The following is a 15,813-nucleotide window of genomic DNA, read 5'->3' as shown; positions in this document are numbered from 1 at the left end:
GTTCACTACTTCGTATTTGGGTTTTGTCAGGTTCTACGATGTCCAAAAACCTAGGGGAAACCTTAGGGTTTCTTTACACCATAAAAAGGGCTTGGCAGTGATCGCCTACGTTGTCCGAAAAGTTACACGCTACCATAAAATAAGCTCAAAATTGAGCGCATCAAATTAGGTTTACAGCCCCTTGTTAATTTGGCGCTAAAATCACCTCTTAGCCTATAACTAGCAAGCGTTTGCGCTTCATTCGTGTTTTAGTGATCCGTAAACACTGGTAAACCTAAATCATGCTTAATACGTCCAAGAATGGACGCATCAATTTACCTTTGCAGCTCTATGCTATTTTAATGGCGCTATAACGCTATGTGTTGATGATAGCAATGCTTTGGGCAGTTATTACTGCCATTCGTGTTTTGCGCTCTCGTATCGCTAAGTAAAGGTAAACTATGGTCAATATACCCACCTTTGGGGTTATCTTTGACCTGTTACAGCCCTACTATAATTTAGCCCTAAAATCACCTTGCAGCCCATAACGGGTAAGTGTTTGCGCCCCATTCACTTTTTGGCAATCCGTATTTAAATAGTTAACTTAAACCACGCTCAATACGCGCAAGATTGCTCATATCTTTTGTTTTACGGCTCTATCCTGTTTTTTTGGTACTATGACGCTGTGGGCTAATGGTAGTAAGGTATCACGCTAATAGTTACCCCATTGGGGGCTGGTGATCGGTAAAACGTGGTAAAAGTAATTGCACTGTTTGGCTTTGTGGTGATCTTCTCCATACAGTTTTAAACCTTAACATAACTTAACATGCTGCCAGTGCTCAAACTGACCACATGATAAACATCAGGCACAAAAAAAGGCAGACGCTAAACGCCCACCTTTGATTATTTTTGTCTGCATCTACTTTTTTGCTTGGGACACTTGGGACAGTGGGACAACGCCCGTAATTACTGGCTTTCAGCTGTCCCAGCCCTTTTTTAGCCTTTGGGACACTTGGGACAGATTAACAAATTGAGCTATTTTGTCCCAGCTGTCCCAGTGGTGTTTTAACGCTTGGGACAGGTTCTAGACCTTGCGGTGTATGGGTTGTCCCAGTTGTCCCAGCTGTCCCAGTGCTTTTAGTAGTTTCACAACTTAGTATCTCACTTTTGACCGCATAAACACGCGTACGGTTCTTTTTGAATGGTAAAGGGACTTTGCATGTTTTACGGTCATTCTCAGTCACGTTCAACAAATGAGCTTCATCTAATATTTGTAGGACTTTGCTTTTGTTAAATGGTGCACACACTTCATCAAAGGTACTGGTAGAGAAGTAATATTCCCCTGTGTCGTAATTGTGATAGCCAACGCGGTTGATTATCTTGGGTTCAAAGTCTTGGTATGTGTGAATGTGGCAAGGCTGAAAACGACTTGATCCGTGCTGTTCAATAAACGCCTTAATATGATCTATAATTTGGCGCTGCTCATGTTCACCATCACGCCCGTAGTTATCAAGCCAATTATCCAAGCATGTCATCACGGCTGTCGTTGCTTGTCCTGCTTGCCACCCTGTTATACCTGCCTGTGTTGCTATCTCACCAGCTGCGCTCACGATAGCGAACCGTTTAGCCACTCTATGCGCTTGTCCTACTAGGTCGCTGTACTGACTCATAAAGCTACTGACAAGCTGCCCAGCGTTGGCGGTGGTCGCTGCCTTGTCACTGGTGATATGTTCTAGCCATGCAATGCCAGCTGATCCATAGTAAGCGTGTGATAACTCGTTGATCGTATCGGCTTGGGCTTCGCTTGTTTTTGCCAGTACCAAACTGTCAAAGGTCTTTAACCCTTTGCCAGCATCAGCATCTATGTGCGCCACTCGAACCTCAATACCTGCATTGGTTTTTTGCCCTGCTTGTGCCATGAAGTTTTGTAGCGACTCCTCACCATTAGACAAAAAGATAATGCGCCATGTTTTGGCTATGCGATTGTGTCCCGTGGTGGTGCTACGCCCTTTACCTTGACCATTAGCCAGCATGTAAACGGTTTTACCGACTATTTTGGGATCACATTCGCTGATTTCATCGAGGGGTAAAAAGCTGTCGTTATACTCGCTGGCTGTGCCCTCTAATGCGTTGTCAGTGCTGCGCCATGTCTTAACATACTTGTCAGGTTTGCCCCATACACTAGCAGCCAATTTAAGCGATAATGACTTACCCATACTTGATGAGCCTAAGAGGTGAAAACCGCCTCCGTCATACTCTAATAACTCCAGTAATTGACCTGCAAACGCGCAAGCAATAGAGAAAACAAAACGGCTTTGTTCGGCAAGTGGTTTGCATAAGTTATCGCGCCACTGTGCTAGCTCTCCTTGCTGGGTTAGGGTGCTGTTAATGCTGTTTGCAGACTGATAGACAATAAGCTGCTTACCATCGCTGCCTATGGCTCTGTCAGGTAATATATATTGCTTATCATGCCAGCCCAACTTATCCACGCATAACGCCCGTTTGTGAATAGGGTAGTTTTGAATATAGCTGTCTAAGTAACTGCGCTGTTTGCCATTGGGGGTAATGTTTAATCCTTGACTGGCAAGCTCTTTACGATACTCACGGGCATCACCTTGCAGTAATGATAACGGCATTGACCATGTATGCAATACACCATCATCATCGCGCCACTGCAATAACCGCCCCCATGTACCGCTGCTTGTGTCCCGTGTCTTAGCGATAACTTCAAGCGGTGAACAGACAAACGCCTTAGACTTGAAAGTAATGTTTGCTGGCTCATCATCATTGTATTTCACGAAAAACAGCCCATCGTGATAAAGCTCAAAACGCCCATCACTGTAGATCATTGGTTCATTCAGCTGGGGATCATCGCGCCATTCAGGATAGTAGGCAGACTCTTGTAAATTGATTAGCTGGGTGTCACTGTCTGCCAGTATCGCTTCATAGCTGTCATGTTGTAGCATGGTGACGATATGAGCCACAGTAACCAATGCTTGCGCCCTCACACCTGCCAATAGGTTTATCAAGCCCTTGTCATCAAGTGTCATCGGTACGGTAACAAGTGAATCGCTGCTCCAGTGCTGCACCATCTTTTTAAAACACTGCCTAGTTTTTTGGGGGCTAATGATGATCGTTTTATCAATGCCCATCAGGTGCATATAAACATCAATACCGCTATCAAGGTCATTCAGTGCTATCACTTCATTGGCTTTGTTTGGCTCACCAATGACGATAGCGCCATACCCTGTAGGATCAATGACAATGGGCTTTGCTTTGCTGTTTGGTGTGTAGAATACCGCGCCTACTATATCGCCTTTTTTATCGGTCAAACGTAGAGCTATCGTGCCAGCGGTTTCTACTATTTGCGCGTCATCTGTAGTAAGATTATCCGTAATACTTAACAAGCTGTTAGGCGGTGATAGCTCGATTAGCTTTGTCAAAGTAGGATCATCTGCCAGCCCTTGCCGTGTGGCTGCATCAAAACTATTGATTACCACTGTAAAGCCTGTGCTAAATGCACGGGCTTTTTCATGGGTGGCTGTTTGTGGTGTGGTGGTCATCTGTTCCCCCTTGCCTGCGTGTGGTTCGGCTTGCGCTGCTCTCTGTACTTCTTGTAGTAGCTTTTGCGCTTTGCGTGCTTACGGCTTTGTTTTGGTGGGTAGGTTCTCACTGGCTGCCCTCCTTGCCGTAACTGGTCATTGCTAGGGTTTCTTTGATTGATGTTACCTGTCTTTGTAATAAGTCGTCCCACGTTGCAGTGGTATCGTGCGTCAATCGCGCCATTGATATAGCGGTGTTAGTGTCTATTTTCTCATAGTGAATGAGTGCTAATAGCTTGCCAATGTCACTTATGACAGTAGCAGCACTTTCAATGTCACAAGCAATATCTGATAACTCAAAAGACGACATAACAATAACTTCGTCATCGTCTGCTTCGGTTATGTCTATTACTGTGCGTTGGCTTGATTGGCTGCCACTGTATAGCGTGGCTATTGCTTGGCGGTTGGCTGGCGTGTCGTGAAATAGTGACGGCTGATAATCGCCTGTTTCTTTATCACTTGCTGGGACAAAATAGCCTTGCTTGTCGTAGTAGCAATGGCTGCCATCGTGAGTAAGTGCCAATAGCTTACGCTTGCCGTATGGGTCATTGATGAGCACAAACGGTTTAAGGCTCAATGACGGGCATAGAACGCTATCACCTGCCTTGAATATGGCTGGTGTTGCAGTGGTTTGAGTGTTTGAGGTTGTGCTGATTGATTTACCCATGATGGATAACTCCTAATAAGTTTTGAGTGAATGCCACGCTATACGGTAAAAGTATAGGGTGACGGGTCTTACTCTCGGTCTTATTAGAAACCGCCCCGCATATTCGCCTTACGGCTATTTTATTTTGCAGCGTCAACCCGTCATAGTCGGTTAGCAAATGATTTGCTATAGATATGATGGTTTGCCCCCTTGATGCGCTTAAATGCGCTCTTAGGGCGGTGCTTGAATAGATAGTGACAGCTTGAGAGGCTGGGCTATTATCAGGCACAAAAAAAGCCAAAGGTTTACGACTTGGCAAGTCGCTAATAAGATTTGAGATGTCTATATAGTAACCATTGTTGGTATTGGTTGCAATCGGTTTTGCATTGACTGGCTGGCAAGCTACCAATGACAGTAGCAAGCCAATACCTGCCACCCATGCCATAAAGATAGTAAATCTAAGTAGTAAGCTACGTTTGTGTGGCTGTGTGCGACTGTGCGCCCCGTAGTGAGTCTTTAGATTGTGTTTAGCGTTATGGTTACTCATGGCGCGTTACCTCCATTTCAGGCATTGATAGAACACTGTCCATCTGTTCGCTTGCATCTGTTGCAAATAGTGAGTCCCTAAACAATGCAGCAATGACGGCTTGAATAACGCCTTGTGATACGGGGTCATCTGTCTGCACGGCTTGCAATGCCATAGCGTAATGTTCGGTGTCAATTGATAATAAGATTAGCTGCTCGTTGATATGCTCTAACGTATCTGCTATTTGCAATAATCTGTCGTTTGACTGGTTCATGATTGCACCTCATTAGCTGGCTGGTCTATCCAATAGCGTTTAAAGGGTTTGCCGTTATTCTTTACCCATTCGTCTTGAATAGTTACGCCTTGATCTCTTAACTCACTGACACGCTGTAAAAAGCATGTTATTTGCCATAGATCAAAAGCTTCATAAGTGGATAGGCTATTACCTGCCAGCAGGTGATTATGGATAATCTGCTTATAGCTTTTTTTGGGTTGCCGTGTTTGCATGATCTACACCTCGCTAGTAGTTGAGGTGTGTTTGTTGATCCATTCGTGAACCGCTGCATAACTCCACGCGGTCATGGTAGGGGATAGCTTAACGGGTGCTACGAACCGCCCGTCCTTACTCCATTCAAACAAGGTGGTTTTGCTAAAGGGTAAGAACGGCAAAATGTCCTTAGCTCTGCCCATGCCAGTAGTAGGCAGTTGCATAACTGGACTGTTTGCGGTGGTTGGTTCGGTATCGTTCGAGGTGTTATCAGTAAAAGGAATTACTGGGGTGTTTTTCGTTGGGTGTGTCATCTTAACTGCTCCATATCGTATGATTTGTATCGCTGCGTTGTTCTGCGATATGGATAGAATAGACAACAAAAAACCCTCTAAATAGAGGGCTTACGGGCTGTAAAAGGTATTTAACGGGGTGTTTATTCCGTGATAGGTAATTGTTTTTTGAATAAAAGGTCAATATTTACTTTTTGCTTTTCATCATCGCTTTGTCTGCCTTGTTTAAAACCTAAGTTTTTAAGTGATTATCGTACAAGGTGTCATATGTTACCGTTAAATTATTGGCTTTATCTTGCTGTTCATCAGCTAGTACAAACGCTAATTCTTTCATGTATGGCACTATATAGTTAGCTATATCGCCTTTTCTTAACTTGTCTTTGTAGTCCAACTCAATCAATACAGTAGCTAGGCTTCTATTAAACTGCCTAATAGCTGCTTTCTTTATATTCTGAATATCAGTGTTTGAATGTGTAACGCTATCAGCTGGCTTGTCTGTCAATTCGGCTTTACTCAGCTTCTCGATGAGTTCCGCTTTCTCAACCTCCGCCTCTTTGTTCTTTTGTGTATGTGCTTTTATCTCATCTCGGTGTTGCTTGTAAGTGTCTCTAGCGGTATTCAACCTAGAATTAAGATCGTCATTTTCAGCTTGTAACTTTTCTAGCTTTGCGAGTAATTCACTATCATTCTGTACAGATGCATCATCTTGGCTGTCATTGTTATTAGTAAGTGAGGCTATATAACTGTATATTTCTCGCTTTGAAAACCTAATTTCGTCCGCTTCAATACATTTTAGTTCTGCTTTTTCAGTATCATGAAATCCTTGCGGTTTCTTTTCTAATAAAAATACCCCATTATCATTATCTACATATTCCGCTGTTTGTTTCTCTAGAATTCTATAAATTCTGATTTCATTGCCAGTTTCACAAGATGGTATAGTTATATAATCGTCATAACTGCAAATTTCTTCTGTCAATAGTCTATACGTGAAATAGCCTGTTATAACTTCTGTATAAAAATTCTTTGTGTTTTCAAATGAGAAACTACCAACATAGCCGCTAAAGTAAAAGCATGGCGTCAAAAGTTTTTTTCTTGCCAAATCTCTTAACTTTCTCAAATCATAACTCGAAGTATTAAAATCAGTATTAAAGTTAAGAAAATCTAATGTTTCACCTAATGTTAGATAATCATCCTCACGATTTTTCTTATTTTGATTAAAATCATAAGTCCTCCCATAAACGTCATTAACCACGATATTTGTGGCTTGGCTTTCTTTAAAAATACCATGCTTAGTGATTGGCTCAAACGCCATTACCTCGGCTTTCAAGAAGTAAGTTGTCTTTGCGTCATTCTCACCTAATTCACACAACCAATGCTCAATAGCATCAAAATTATAGTAATCGTCTATATGAAATCTAGATAAATGGGTATTAACATAGTGGGCTTCTAGATAATCAACTACCTGATATAGCGTACTATTGGTTGCTTCTGCCATTAGATTTATTAGGTCTGCTACTACAATATAATCATTTTTTCGCGCTTCTAACTCATCAATTAAAATACTCACTTTCACACCTTTACACACCCTTAAATCAAAGTAGGTGCAAGGCAGTGCCAGCCTAAAGGTGTGTGAACGGCTGGCTTTCGGGTAATTAGTCCTAGCCTTGCATAGTTGGTGCTAAGCCTTAGCCTAGCTTTTGTTTGTGTTGTTTGAAGTCTGCACGGATCACGTTGTCCAGCTTGCCATCATAAGCATCATCAATGAAATTTGCCCACTGATTCATCATGTCTATTCTGTATGGCAAGTGCTGCGCTCCGTTGTATGCTGCGCTGATCTTGTTTTCTCTATCGTGTGCCAGCTGTAGCTCTATTGCTTCGTGCATAAACTCTTTTTCATGCAGTGTGGTACTGGCAAGCCCACGGAAGCCGTGCCCCGTCATTTCTCCTTTATAACCCATATTCCATAGGGCATTAATAAATGCGTTTTGGCTGTATGGCTTACGGGTTGAGGTATTAAAGAAAACGTACTGATCCGAAAAACCCAGCTCTTTGATCTGCTCTAATATTGCCATTGCTTGCGGTGCTAGTGGCACAATGTGCAAACGCTTGGCTTTCATCTTATCGGCTGGTATGCGCCATACATTCGCTTGATAATCAATCTCTGACCACTCCATAAAGCGTAGTTCATTGGTACGCACAAACGTATAGCATAAAAACCATAAGCCTAACTTCACCAGTACATCACCTTGATAAGCGTTGATGTCTTTTAGTAGTTTAGGTAATTGCTGGCTAGTAATGCGGTGGTGGTTGGTCGTTTTGTGTGGTTTGATTGCTTCGGCTAGGTCGGTGGCTGGGTTATGCGTGGCTAGTCCATTACGTATGGCGTGTTTGAATATCTGCCCTATCTCTCTAATAGTCCGCCTTGCCATTTCATTAGCGCCGCGGCTTTCTACTGCTTTGCCAATAGCTAATACATCAGGCGCGGTAATGTCGTTGATGTTCTTTTGACCAATAGAGGGCTTAACATCGCGCATATAAGCGGAATAGTTACGGGAAAAGGTGCTTTCTGCTAGGTAGGTTTTGCGTTCTGCATACCATGACTGGGCTATGTTATCGAAAACATTTAAACCGTCTTGGCTGGCTTGCTGCTCTTTTTTATGATCCTTAGGATTCACACCATCAGCTATTAAGCGTTTGATCTCAATATTGCGCTGCCTTGCGTTCTGCAAGCTCATAACTGGATAAGTGCCAATAGTGAGGGTTTGCTGTTTTCCTTGCCACCTGTAGGCGCTAATCCATGACTTAACGCCCGTGTAACGAACCCATAATTGCAGCCCGTTACCGTCACTATGCTTGTCAGGTCGCTTTGTATCAATCGAGGTACTACTGGGCTGTAGCTTATTGATAACGGTATGAGTTAAGGGCATTGGACTATCCTTTGTTGGTATTGAGAGCGTGTATAAACTCTAATACCAACAATAATACCAACATTCTATATGGTTCGCCATACCCCTATATAAACCTCAATACCTAAAAAACGCCCAAAATAAAGGGCTAACAGTCTATGACGGTCAGCCCTTTATCGTTGTTTGGTGGAGATGGCGGGAGTTGAACCCGCGTCCGCCAGCATTACGCTCATGAATCTACATGTTTAGTTTCTGTCTTTAGTTTTAATCCGTACCGATCCGACAGTCAGGATGGATTGGACGATTCTCTACTTTTGAACCCAAGCGATTGAGACAATCACTTGTGGCGAGCCTACATGCGGACGCTTCAACTTAGTTGACCAACTGTAGGTGATCAGCAACTAAGTAAACAGGTTTAAACCATGTAAACAGGGTTTAAGCTGCTAGAGCGTAATTTTCGTCGTTTGCGACTATAACAATATATGTTTGATTAACGAGAGGACATATACTCTCGACATGCATCATTGAGTTTCATCACCAGCGTCGAAGCCAGAACATCCCCAATAAGGTCATCTATTATATAGGACTTATACGTCGACTTTCAACCTATATAATATCTATATTACATTACGTTACAGCTGAACTCTCTAAGCCAGTACTTTGTTGAGCCATTTACCGATATTTTGAATCTGCGGCATGCAAACTTGATGAGCCATCGGATAAGTATGATAAGCAACATTATAGCCTTTAGCGGATAATAACTGCTGCGCCTGCTCGCCCAAAATTACAGGAACAACTGGATCATGCGTACCATGCTCAATCAATATTGGCATATCTTTATTAGCAGCGCTATAGCTAATATTATCATTAGTCGCTAGATAAGTAGAGAGTGTCATCAAGCCAGCTAAACGCTGTGGGTAGCCAAGTGCCACATGATAGGCCACTGCCCCGCCCTGTGAAAATCCAGCAATCACAATATGTTCAGGCTTAACGCCGTGCTCTATCTCACGGCTGATTAAATCATGAATTTGCTGAGAGGATTCTTCAATCTGTGCAATATCTACCTTGCGCTCTAAGCTCATCTCTAAGATGTCGTACCATGCTGGCATTACCATACCCCCATTCACCGTCACTGGACGTTTAGGTGCATGCGGGAAAATAAAACGTACGGCCATATCACTAGCCAAACCTAGCTGTGGAACCACTGGCTCAAAATCATGACCACTTGCGCCCAAACCATGTAGCCAGATAACGGCTCTGTCTATCTTTTTTTGAGATGGATTATGCTCAACGATGACCGCATCTAAATAATTACTCATGTTTTTAAATTCCTTTCAATAAAAATTGTAGGTACATCAAACTTATTTTTAGTAAAACTGACATTCGCAGTATATTTCAATATTTTTTATAATAACGCTGATTATTTTACAGCCTTTCATCAAAACCGCTAGTCAAAAAAGCCTTCACTAATAACCCCAATTTCCATCAACTTTTCACATCTTTTAAAGGCTGATAGCAAAAGCAAGTGCGACTTTTGTGCTACGATAAATTCGTCAACTTAGATAACACTCTTGCTACTGTATGATGCCCTACACTCATTTTTCAATGTTCGTATCTCATTAGATATGAATAAACCCTTTATCTTAAATAGTTTTTCTTTATATAGCGATATAGAGCTTATGACCCATATTTTACTGGTAGAAGACGATCCTGCTATCGCGATGTCACTGAAAGTCACTTGCAAGCGTGAAGGCTGGCAAATCACTTGGCTTGATAACGCCAGTAACGTGTTGCCTTTTCTGCGCAATTTACATAAAAGCGCTGAAGCGCAAAATCTATCGGCGATTATTTTAGATGTTGGGTTGCCAGATGGCGATGGTCTCAGTCTCTGTCAACAGATACGCCACACCCCTGATATTAACGGCTTAAAAGACACTCCTATCATCTTCTTGACGGCGCGTAGCGATGAGGTCGATCGTATTTTGGGTTTAGAGATGGGCGGCGATGACTATTGTGCCAAGCCATTTAGCCCGCGCGAGTTGGTTGCTCGCCTAAAAGCCATTTGGCGACGTGAGCAATTATTGTCTCAGCAGTCTACTAATCATACAGCAGCAGCAGATAATACCGTTAATGACAATTCTTCTAGCAATATGTCGGGGCAGGCGTTAACCTTTGAATGTCAGTCTGGCATCTGGCACTACCAACCGCTTAATTATTCGTTAATGTGGCAAGAGCAGAAGCTTGAGCTGAGTAACACCGAACGCAAAATCTTATTGACCCTGTTAAAAGCGCCCAATCAAGTCTTTAGCCGTGAGCAACTGCTGAGCGCGGTGAGCGATTACCCTGATCATCGCTTGGCGAGAACTATAGACAGTCATATCAAGTCCATTCGTAAGCAACTAGCGACCGTCGATGCCAGCATTGATGTTATCCATACCCATCGCGGCTTGGGTTACGCCTTGTGTCCCGCCTAGCTGCACTACCCATAGCCATATTTTGATTAAAACCGACCTTCTATAACGTCAAATAATACACCTAAAAATATGAATCATAAAACCAACGATAGTGCTAACAGCCATCCTAATACTCATATTAATAAGGCTGATAACAGCGCGCATGCCAGCCAAAGTAATTGGTATGCAAAACTGCATCCTATCGGCACCGCGCAGCAAACGACTAAACCAAAACGACTGCTGAATTTAAGTATATTTTTTAGGATTTGGCTTGCGTTGGCGTTAGTGCTGATTATCTGCGGTGTGGTCGCATTTACTCAGCTGTTTGGTTATGTCAAACCGACGGCGCAGCAAGTCATCGAAGATACGCTGTTAGATACCAGCAAATTGCTGGCAGCAAGTTTGCAGATGCCGTTATCTTCAGGACAGCTATACGATGAGCAGTATCAAACGAAACTCGATGCGGCATTTATCGGTGCGCCCACGATAAGTAAAACAACAGATCCAGAATATAAAAATAAAAGCCCTAGCAGCTTTCGGATATATGTCACCGATGATAAAGGCGTTGTCATATACGACTCACTACCCGAACCTGACAATGATGAAGGACAAAATTACAGCCGCTGGAATGATGTCTATCTAACGTTAAATGGTCAGTATGGCGCGAGAAGTACAACGCTAGATCATAATCAGCGAGATGGTACGGTGATGTATGTGGCACAGCCGATAAAGGATGAAACTGGCAACTTGATTGGTATCATCAGCGTTGGCAAACCTGTCGCTAGCGTGTTGCCTTATTTAGACGATACGCGCAATCGCATGCTTATCACAGCGCTTCTCATGAGTATTGCTGCCCTTATATTAGCAGGACTGGTCGCCTGGTGGCTCAAGCAAAGCATCAGCCTTGTGACCCAATATACCAGTGCACTGGCAGAAGACACCAAAAAGCCCTATTTTTACTTAGGTCATGAACTTAATAGCCTAACGGATACCATTGAGTCTATGAAACATCGATTGGAAAATCGCGCCTATGTTACTGACTATGTTCATACCCTGACCCATGAGCTCAAAAGTCCGTTAACCGCCATTCGTGCCAGTAGTGAGTTGCTAGAAGACGACGGGCTCGATAAAGAAGATCAACAGATGCTCATCCAGTCCATTGGTGAACAAAGTATCAAAATGCAGCAATTGATTGATCGGCTGCTATTACTTGCCAAAGTTGAGCAACCGACTTTTAAGCTGAATCGGCAGCTGACCCCTCTACTACCGTTGTTGCAAACCCTTGCAAAAGACAATAGCGCTAAATTGCAACAGCAGCACCTAGCGCCTATCGACATCTATCTTGATAATAAACGGGTGACTGAAACAGCGACTTTATCACCAGATGCCTTGGCAAATACCAGCGTTTTCGCTGATCAGTTTTGGTTGGTACAAGTGCTGCAAAATGTATTGGACAATGCCATTCATTTTGCCGATAGCACAGTCGTTATTTATCTGCACAACATCGCGCAACATGGTTCAGCGCAAACTGTGACTATTGATATCTTTAATAATGGTAAATTGCTCCCTGAGTATGCCGTTGATAAAGCGTTTGACCGTTATTTTAGCTTATCGCATCAGAGCCAAGCTGCTGAAAAAGCCTCAGAGCATGCACCAGATAAATCTTCCAAGTTAGAAATCAAACAAGCACAGCAGCCCAATGTCACAAGTAATACCCTCAAAAAAGGCACTGGCCTTGGTTTAACCCTTGTGAAGCAAGTTATTGAGCATCATGGCGGTCATGTTGCCATTACTAATATTCAAGAAAATAGCGATGACAGTAGTCACAATAGTAATGAAAAAAACGCTGCTATTAAGCAATATTCAGGCGTGATGGTTAGTATTACCTTGCCTTTGACTAAAGAATAGAGGCTTAGATAAGATAGATAGACAGTTACTCAAATTCATTAAATTATTTTCGATTAGCAATAATGCCAGTTCATGAATTTTCCATCATTCCTACACAGGTTTTCTATCTGCTTGTTTTACGATAGCGTTATTCAAATTCGTAACCCATATTAAGGATAGAAAGACCATGAAAGACGCTATTGAACAAAATCAAATTATAAAAAACTGCTTAGGCGGTAGTCGTCATTTTTGCCTACAAGCGCTGTCAGGTGAAGGGATTGATAGTATCGCTTTTGGGCATTGGTTAGCCATTCCCAGTCAACAACTGCTATTGGTATTTCGCCACCAGCAATGTGTGGCTATTGACCACTATCAAGTAGCGGCTTAAAAATTCATTCAATTTACTGATTAAATCTTATCAACTAAGTTGCTGACTTGTTAATTATTTATAAAAAATCAGTCAAAAAAAAACCCTCTATCATATCTAGTTAGAAACACTAGTTAGATATGATAGAGGGTTTATAATTTTACGGCAAACAATTTAAGTAATCGATTCAACCGGCGGCTTAACATCTGCATTTTGGCCGCGATGGCGCAAATAGTGATCGAGCAAGACAATAGCTAGCATGGCTTCTGCGATAGGCGTGGCACGTACACCAACACAAGGATCATGACGACCTTTGGTCAGCATATCAACCGACTCGCCTTGTGTATTGATACTCTTGCCAGCCGTCGTAATACTAGAGGTTGGCTTAAGCGCAATACTGACACGGATGTCTTGCCCTGACGAGATGCCACCCAAAATACCACCAGCATGATTTGCAGTAAAACCGTCTGGCGTCAGCTCATCACGAGAGCTATGACCGAACTGCCCTGCCACTGCCATGCCGTCGCCGACCTCAACGCCTTTAACAGCATTGATGCTCATCATCGCATGGGCAATATCCGCATCTAAACGATCAAATACTGGCTCGCCAAGTCCGACTGGCACACCGCTAGCGATAATCTCAAGACGGGCACCGCAGCTAGTGCCTTCACGGCGCAAACTGTCTATCAAGGTCTCAAAACGACTGACAGCATCGGCATCGGCGCAAAAAAACGGATTGCTATTCACAAAGTCCCAATCAATTTGGCTTGGGTTTAGGACATTACTGTACTCATTGCCAATTTGGGTGACGTGACCACGGACTTGCACACCTAAGCGCTCTTGTAGATATTTCTTAGCGATAGCACCTGCCGCCACGCGCATCGCTGTCTCGCGCGCTGAGGAGCGCCCACCACCACGATAATCACGAAAGCCATATTTCATGCTATAGGTATAGTCGGCATGACCGGGGCGAAACGTGTCTTTAATCTCGCCATAGTCTTTGGATTTTTGATTGGTATTACGAATCAGCAGGCCAATAGACGTACCAGTCGTCTTACCCTCAAACACACCAGAGATAATCTCAACTTCATCGGACTCGCGGCGCTGGGTAGAGTATTTAGACGTGCCCGGTTTGCGGCGATCTAAATCGATTTGCAAATCATCTGCAGATAAGGCTAAACCCGGTGGCACGCCATCGACGATTGCCATAAGACCTGCACCATGCGACTCGCCGCACGTGGTGACCGTAAAAACCTGTCCAATGCTATTGCCTGCCATATTTATCCTTAAATAAATGAAGTCAATTTTTGAGTATCGCGTAAATCTCGATGGTTTTATTACTCAACAGTTCTAGTACTCGATAGCTCTATTACCTGACAGTTCTATTGAATGCTATCTAACAGTTGCACGTAAGCATTGAACAGCTCACGATGCGCCATGAGCTCATCATAAGTAATCGCAAAGACACCGTGACCACCGTGGGCAAATTTCAACCAATCAAACTGAATTTCAGGATAGGCTTGCTTCAATGCCCACTCACTATCACCTACTTCACAAACTAACAAGCCTTCAGGGCTCAGATAATCTGGCGCTTCAAACAAAATACGATGCACCAAATCCAGCCCATCTTGACCCGCGGCTAGCGCATGCTCTGGCTCATATAAAAATTCAGGTGGCAGCTCTGCCATAATAGCCGCATCAACATACGGCGGATTGGTGACGATCAGTTCATACTGGTGTTCAGCAGGAATCTTAGCAAACAGATCGGACTCAATCACATTAACCTGATGCCCAAGATCATGATGATCGACGTTAACCATGGCTACTTCAAGCGCACTTTTATCAATATCAACAGCATCAACCAGCGCATCAACGAAACGCGTCGCAAGTGCAATAGCAATACAACCAGAACCAGTGCATAAATCTAAAATACGCTCAGGCTGCGACAGTTGCTTGACCTCTAAACCGTGATCATAAAATACAGCAGCCTGCTCGTTGACGCTCTTACCAAGTGGCTTGGCAAGCTCATTGACATCAAAATATGGATGGAACTGCTGACGAATCAATTCTGCGATAGGCGATCTTGGAATTAGTACACGCTCATCGACATAAAAAGGCAAATCACAGAAGTATGATAAATTAATCAAATAGCTTAATGGTTTACGCTCAGCGATACGCTCTTCTAACAAACTCAGTACCAACTGCTTCTCTGAGATGGTCAAGCGACAATCGAGAATCTGCTCATTGGCTGACCAGTCTAAAGCCAGAGAATGCAAAACAATGGCGGATGCTTCAGCAAACTCATCGGTGGTGCCTTGTGCAACGACCACATCATAATTACGGAGCTGGGTGACCGAAAAGCGAATAAAATCACGAATACTGACCAATTGCTCGCGGGCCTCTTCTAATTCTGCAGGCAAATTGGCAAATTGATCGTCTTCACCCAGAATCCCACTCTCTAAATCAAACACCATTTCACTCTCTAGACCATCGTCATTGAAGTATTGATTTTGAAATTCTTCTGCGCTCATTGTTTGGTCTTCTGACATATCGCACCTTGCTGATTACATGTTCACTGACTACATGCGGATGGGTTAAAACGCCTTTTATTAAAAGCCGATCTATTAAATAAAAATTTATTCACCATTATAGACATAAACGCTAAGT

14 protein-coding genes and 1 other RNA gene are annotated in these 15,813 nt (G+C 43.2%); 3 read left to right on the top strand and 12 right to left on the bottom strand.

The features are described 5' to 3' along the window. Positions 1 to 1,001 precede the first annotated feature (1,001 nt). The 10 genes from JMW85_RS05125 to JMW85_RS05080 all read right to left on the bottom strand — a co-directional run bounded on the left by JMW85_RS05125 (position 1,002) and on the right by JMW85_RS05080 (position 9,758). Positions 1,002 to 3,542 (bottom strand): DUF927 domain-containing protein, encoded by a 2,541-nt coding sequence (locus tag JMW85_RS05125; protein ID WP_201581115.1) that lies wholly within the window; start codon positions 3,540 to 3,542, stop codon positions 1,002 to 1,004. 106 nt (positions 3,543 to 3,648) lie between these two features. Further along, the gene (locus tag JMW85_RS05120) at positions 3,649 to 4,248 is read right to left on the bottom strand and encodes a hypothetical protein (protein WP_201581114.1); all 600 of its coding nucleotides are present in this window, start codon (positions 4,246 to 4,248) and stop codon (positions 3,649 to 3,651) included. Beyond that, positions 4,241 to 4,774 carry a hypothetical protein gene (locus JMW85_RS05115; protein WP_201581113.1) on the bottom strand — a complete coding sequence of 178 codons (534 nt, stop codon included), beginning with the start codon at positions 4,772 to 4,774 and terminating at the stop codon, positions 4,241 to 4,243. The genes JMW85_RS05120 and JMW85_RS05115 overlap by 8 nt, the downstream gene beginning before the upstream one ends. Beyond that, positions 4,767 to 5,027, bottom strand: coding sequence for a hypothetical protein (locus JMW85_RS05110; RefSeq protein WP_201581112.1), 261 nt, complete (start codon positions 5,025 to 5,027; stop codon positions 4,767 to 4,769). The genes JMW85_RS05115 and JMW85_RS05110 overlap by 8 nt, the downstream gene beginning before the upstream one ends. Beyond that, positions 5,024 to 5,260: a helix-turn-helix domain-containing protein gene (locus JMW85_RS05105; RefSeq protein WP_201581111.1), complete on the bottom strand. Its 237-nt coding sequence runs from the start codon at positions 5,258 to 5,260 to the stop codon at positions 5,024 to 5,026. The genes JMW85_RS05110 and JMW85_RS05105 overlap by 4 nt, the downstream gene beginning before the upstream one ends. Positions 5,261 to 5,263: 3 nt before the next feature. Next, a complete protein-coding gene (locus JMW85_RS05100; RefSeq protein ID WP_227681672.1) occupies positions 5,264 to 5,554 on the bottom strand; it encodes a helix-turn-helix transcriptional regulator in 291 nt (96 codons plus the stop codon). A gap of 211 nt (positions 5,555 to 5,765) precedes the next feature. Beyond that, entirely contained in the window at positions 5,766 to 7,100 is a 1,335-nt protein-coding gene (locus JMW85_RS05095; RefSeq protein ID WP_201581110.1) for a hypothetical protein, read from the bottom strand. Between the two features lie 118 nt (positions 7,101 to 7,218). Continuing rightward, positions 7,219 to 8,460: a tyrosine-type recombinase/integrase gene (locus JMW85_RS05090; RefSeq protein WP_201581109.1), complete on the bottom strand. Its 1,242-nt coding sequence runs from the start codon at positions 8,458 to 8,460 to the stop codon at positions 7,219 to 7,221. A 163-nt stretch (positions 8,461 to 8,623) separates the two neighbouring features. Further along, positions 8,624 to 9,001: a transfer-messenger RNA gene (gene ssrA / locus JMW85_RS05085) on the bottom strand. A gap of 85 nt (positions 9,002 to 9,086) precedes the next feature. Beyond that, a complete protein-coding gene (locus tag JMW85_RS05080) occupies positions 9,087 to 9,758 on the bottom strand; it encodes an alpha/beta hydrolase (RefSeq protein WP_201581108.1) in 672 nt (223 codons plus the stop codon). Positions 9,759 to 10,118: 360 nt separating this feature from the next. Between JMW85_RS05080 and JMW85_RS05075 the strand changes: the two genes are divergently transcribed. From JMW85_RS05075 to JMW85_RS05065, 3 genes are all read left to right on the top strand, one after another. Further along, entirely contained in the window at positions 10,119 to 10,913 is a 795-nt protein-coding gene (locus JMW85_RS05075) for a response regulator (protein ID WP_201581107.1), read from the top strand. Positions 10,914 to 10,982: 69 nt separating this feature from the next. Next, a complete protein-coding gene (gene creC, locus JMW85_RS05070; protein WP_201581106.1) occupies positions 10,983 to 12,800 on the top strand; it encodes a two-component system sensor histidine kinase CreC in 1,818 nt (605 codons plus the stop codon). A 166-nt stretch (positions 12,801 to 12,966) separates the two neighbouring features. Beyond that, positions 12,967 to 13,167 (top strand): hypothetical protein, encoded by a 201-nt coding sequence (locus JMW85_RS05065; RefSeq protein WP_055124390.1) that lies wholly within the window; start codon positions 12,967 to 12,969, stop codon positions 13,165 to 13,167. Positions 13,168 to 13,320: 153 nt separating this feature from the next. On the opposite strand, the gene aroC is transcribed toward JMW85_RS05065, so the two are convergent. After that, the gene (gene aroC, locus JMW85_RS05060; protein WP_087814151.1) at positions 13,321 to 14,424 is read right to left on the bottom strand and encodes a chorismate synthase; all 1,104 of its coding nucleotides are present in this window, start codon (positions 14,422 to 14,424) and stop codon (positions 13,321 to 13,323) included. A 104-nt stretch (positions 14,425 to 14,528) separates the two neighbouring features. Continuing rightward, positions 14,529 to 15,695, bottom strand: coding sequence for a 50S ribosomal protein L3 N(5)-glutamine methyltransferase (gene prmB / locus JMW85_RS05055; protein ID WP_087814152.1), 1,167 nt, complete (start codon positions 15,693 to 15,695; stop codon positions 14,529 to 14,531). Positions 15,696 to 15,813 lie beyond the last annotated feature (118 nt).

It is taken from the genome of Psychrobacter glacincola, from assembly GCF_904846075.1.
GTDB classification, from domain to species: Bacteria; Pseudomonadota; Gammaproteobacteria; order Pseudomonadales; family Moraxellaceae; genus Psychrobacter; species Psychrobacter glacincola_C.
This window is presented reverse-complemented; position numbering and strand designations above follow the sequence as displayed.

Bases quoted from the DNA above. Each gene is read 5' to 3' on its own strand.
- prmB (WP_087814152.1), bottom strand. From the start codon at position 15,695: ATGTCAGAAGACCAAACAATGAGCGCAGAAGAATTTCAAAATCAATAC.
- JMW85_RS05080 (WP_201581108.1), bottom strand. From the start codon at position 9,758: ATGAGTAATTATTTAGATGCGGTCATCGTTGAGCATAATCCATCTCAA.
- aroC (WP_087814151.1), bottom strand. From the start codon at position 14,424: ATGGCAGGCAATAGCATTGGACAGGTTTTTACGGTCACCACGTGCGGC.
- JMW85_RS05100 (WP_227681672.1), bottom strand. From the start codon at position 5,554: ATGACACACCCAACGAAAAACACCCCAGTAATTCCTTTTACTGATAAC.
- JMW85_RS05110 (WP_201581112.1), bottom strand. From the start codon at position 5,027: ATGAACCAGTCAAACGACAGATTATTGCAAATAGCAGATACGTTAGAG.
- JMW85_RS05120 (WP_201581114.1), bottom strand. From the start codon at position 4,248: ATGGGTAAATCAATCAGCACAACCTCAAACACTCAAACCACTGCAACA.
- creC (WP_201581106.1), top strand. From the start codon at position 10,983: ATGAATCATAAAACCAACGATAGTGCTAACAGCCATCCTAATACTCAT.
- JMW85_RS05090 (WP_201581109.1), bottom strand. From the start codon at position 8,460: ATGCCCTTAACTCATACCGTTATCAATAAGCTACAGCCCAGTAGTACC.
- JMW85_RS05115 (WP_201581113.1), bottom strand. From the start codon at position 4,774: ATGAGTAACCATAACGCTAAACACAATCTAAAGACTCACTACGGGGCG.
- JMW85_RS05065 (WP_055124390.1), top strand. From the start codon at position 12,967: ATGAAAGACGCTATTGAACAAAATCAAATTATAAAAAACTGCTTAGGC.
- JMW85_RS05105 (WP_201581111.1), bottom strand. From the start codon at position 5,260: ATGCAAACACGGCAACCCAAAAAAAGCTATAAGCAGATTATCCATAAT.
- JMW85_RS05075 (WP_201581107.1), top strand. From the start codon at position 10,119: ATGACCCATATTTTACTGGTAGAAGACGATCCTGCTATCGCGATGTCA.
- JMW85_RS05125 (WP_201581115.1), bottom strand. From the start codon at position 3,542: ATGACCACCACACCACAAACAGCCACCCATGAAAAAGCCCGTGCATTT.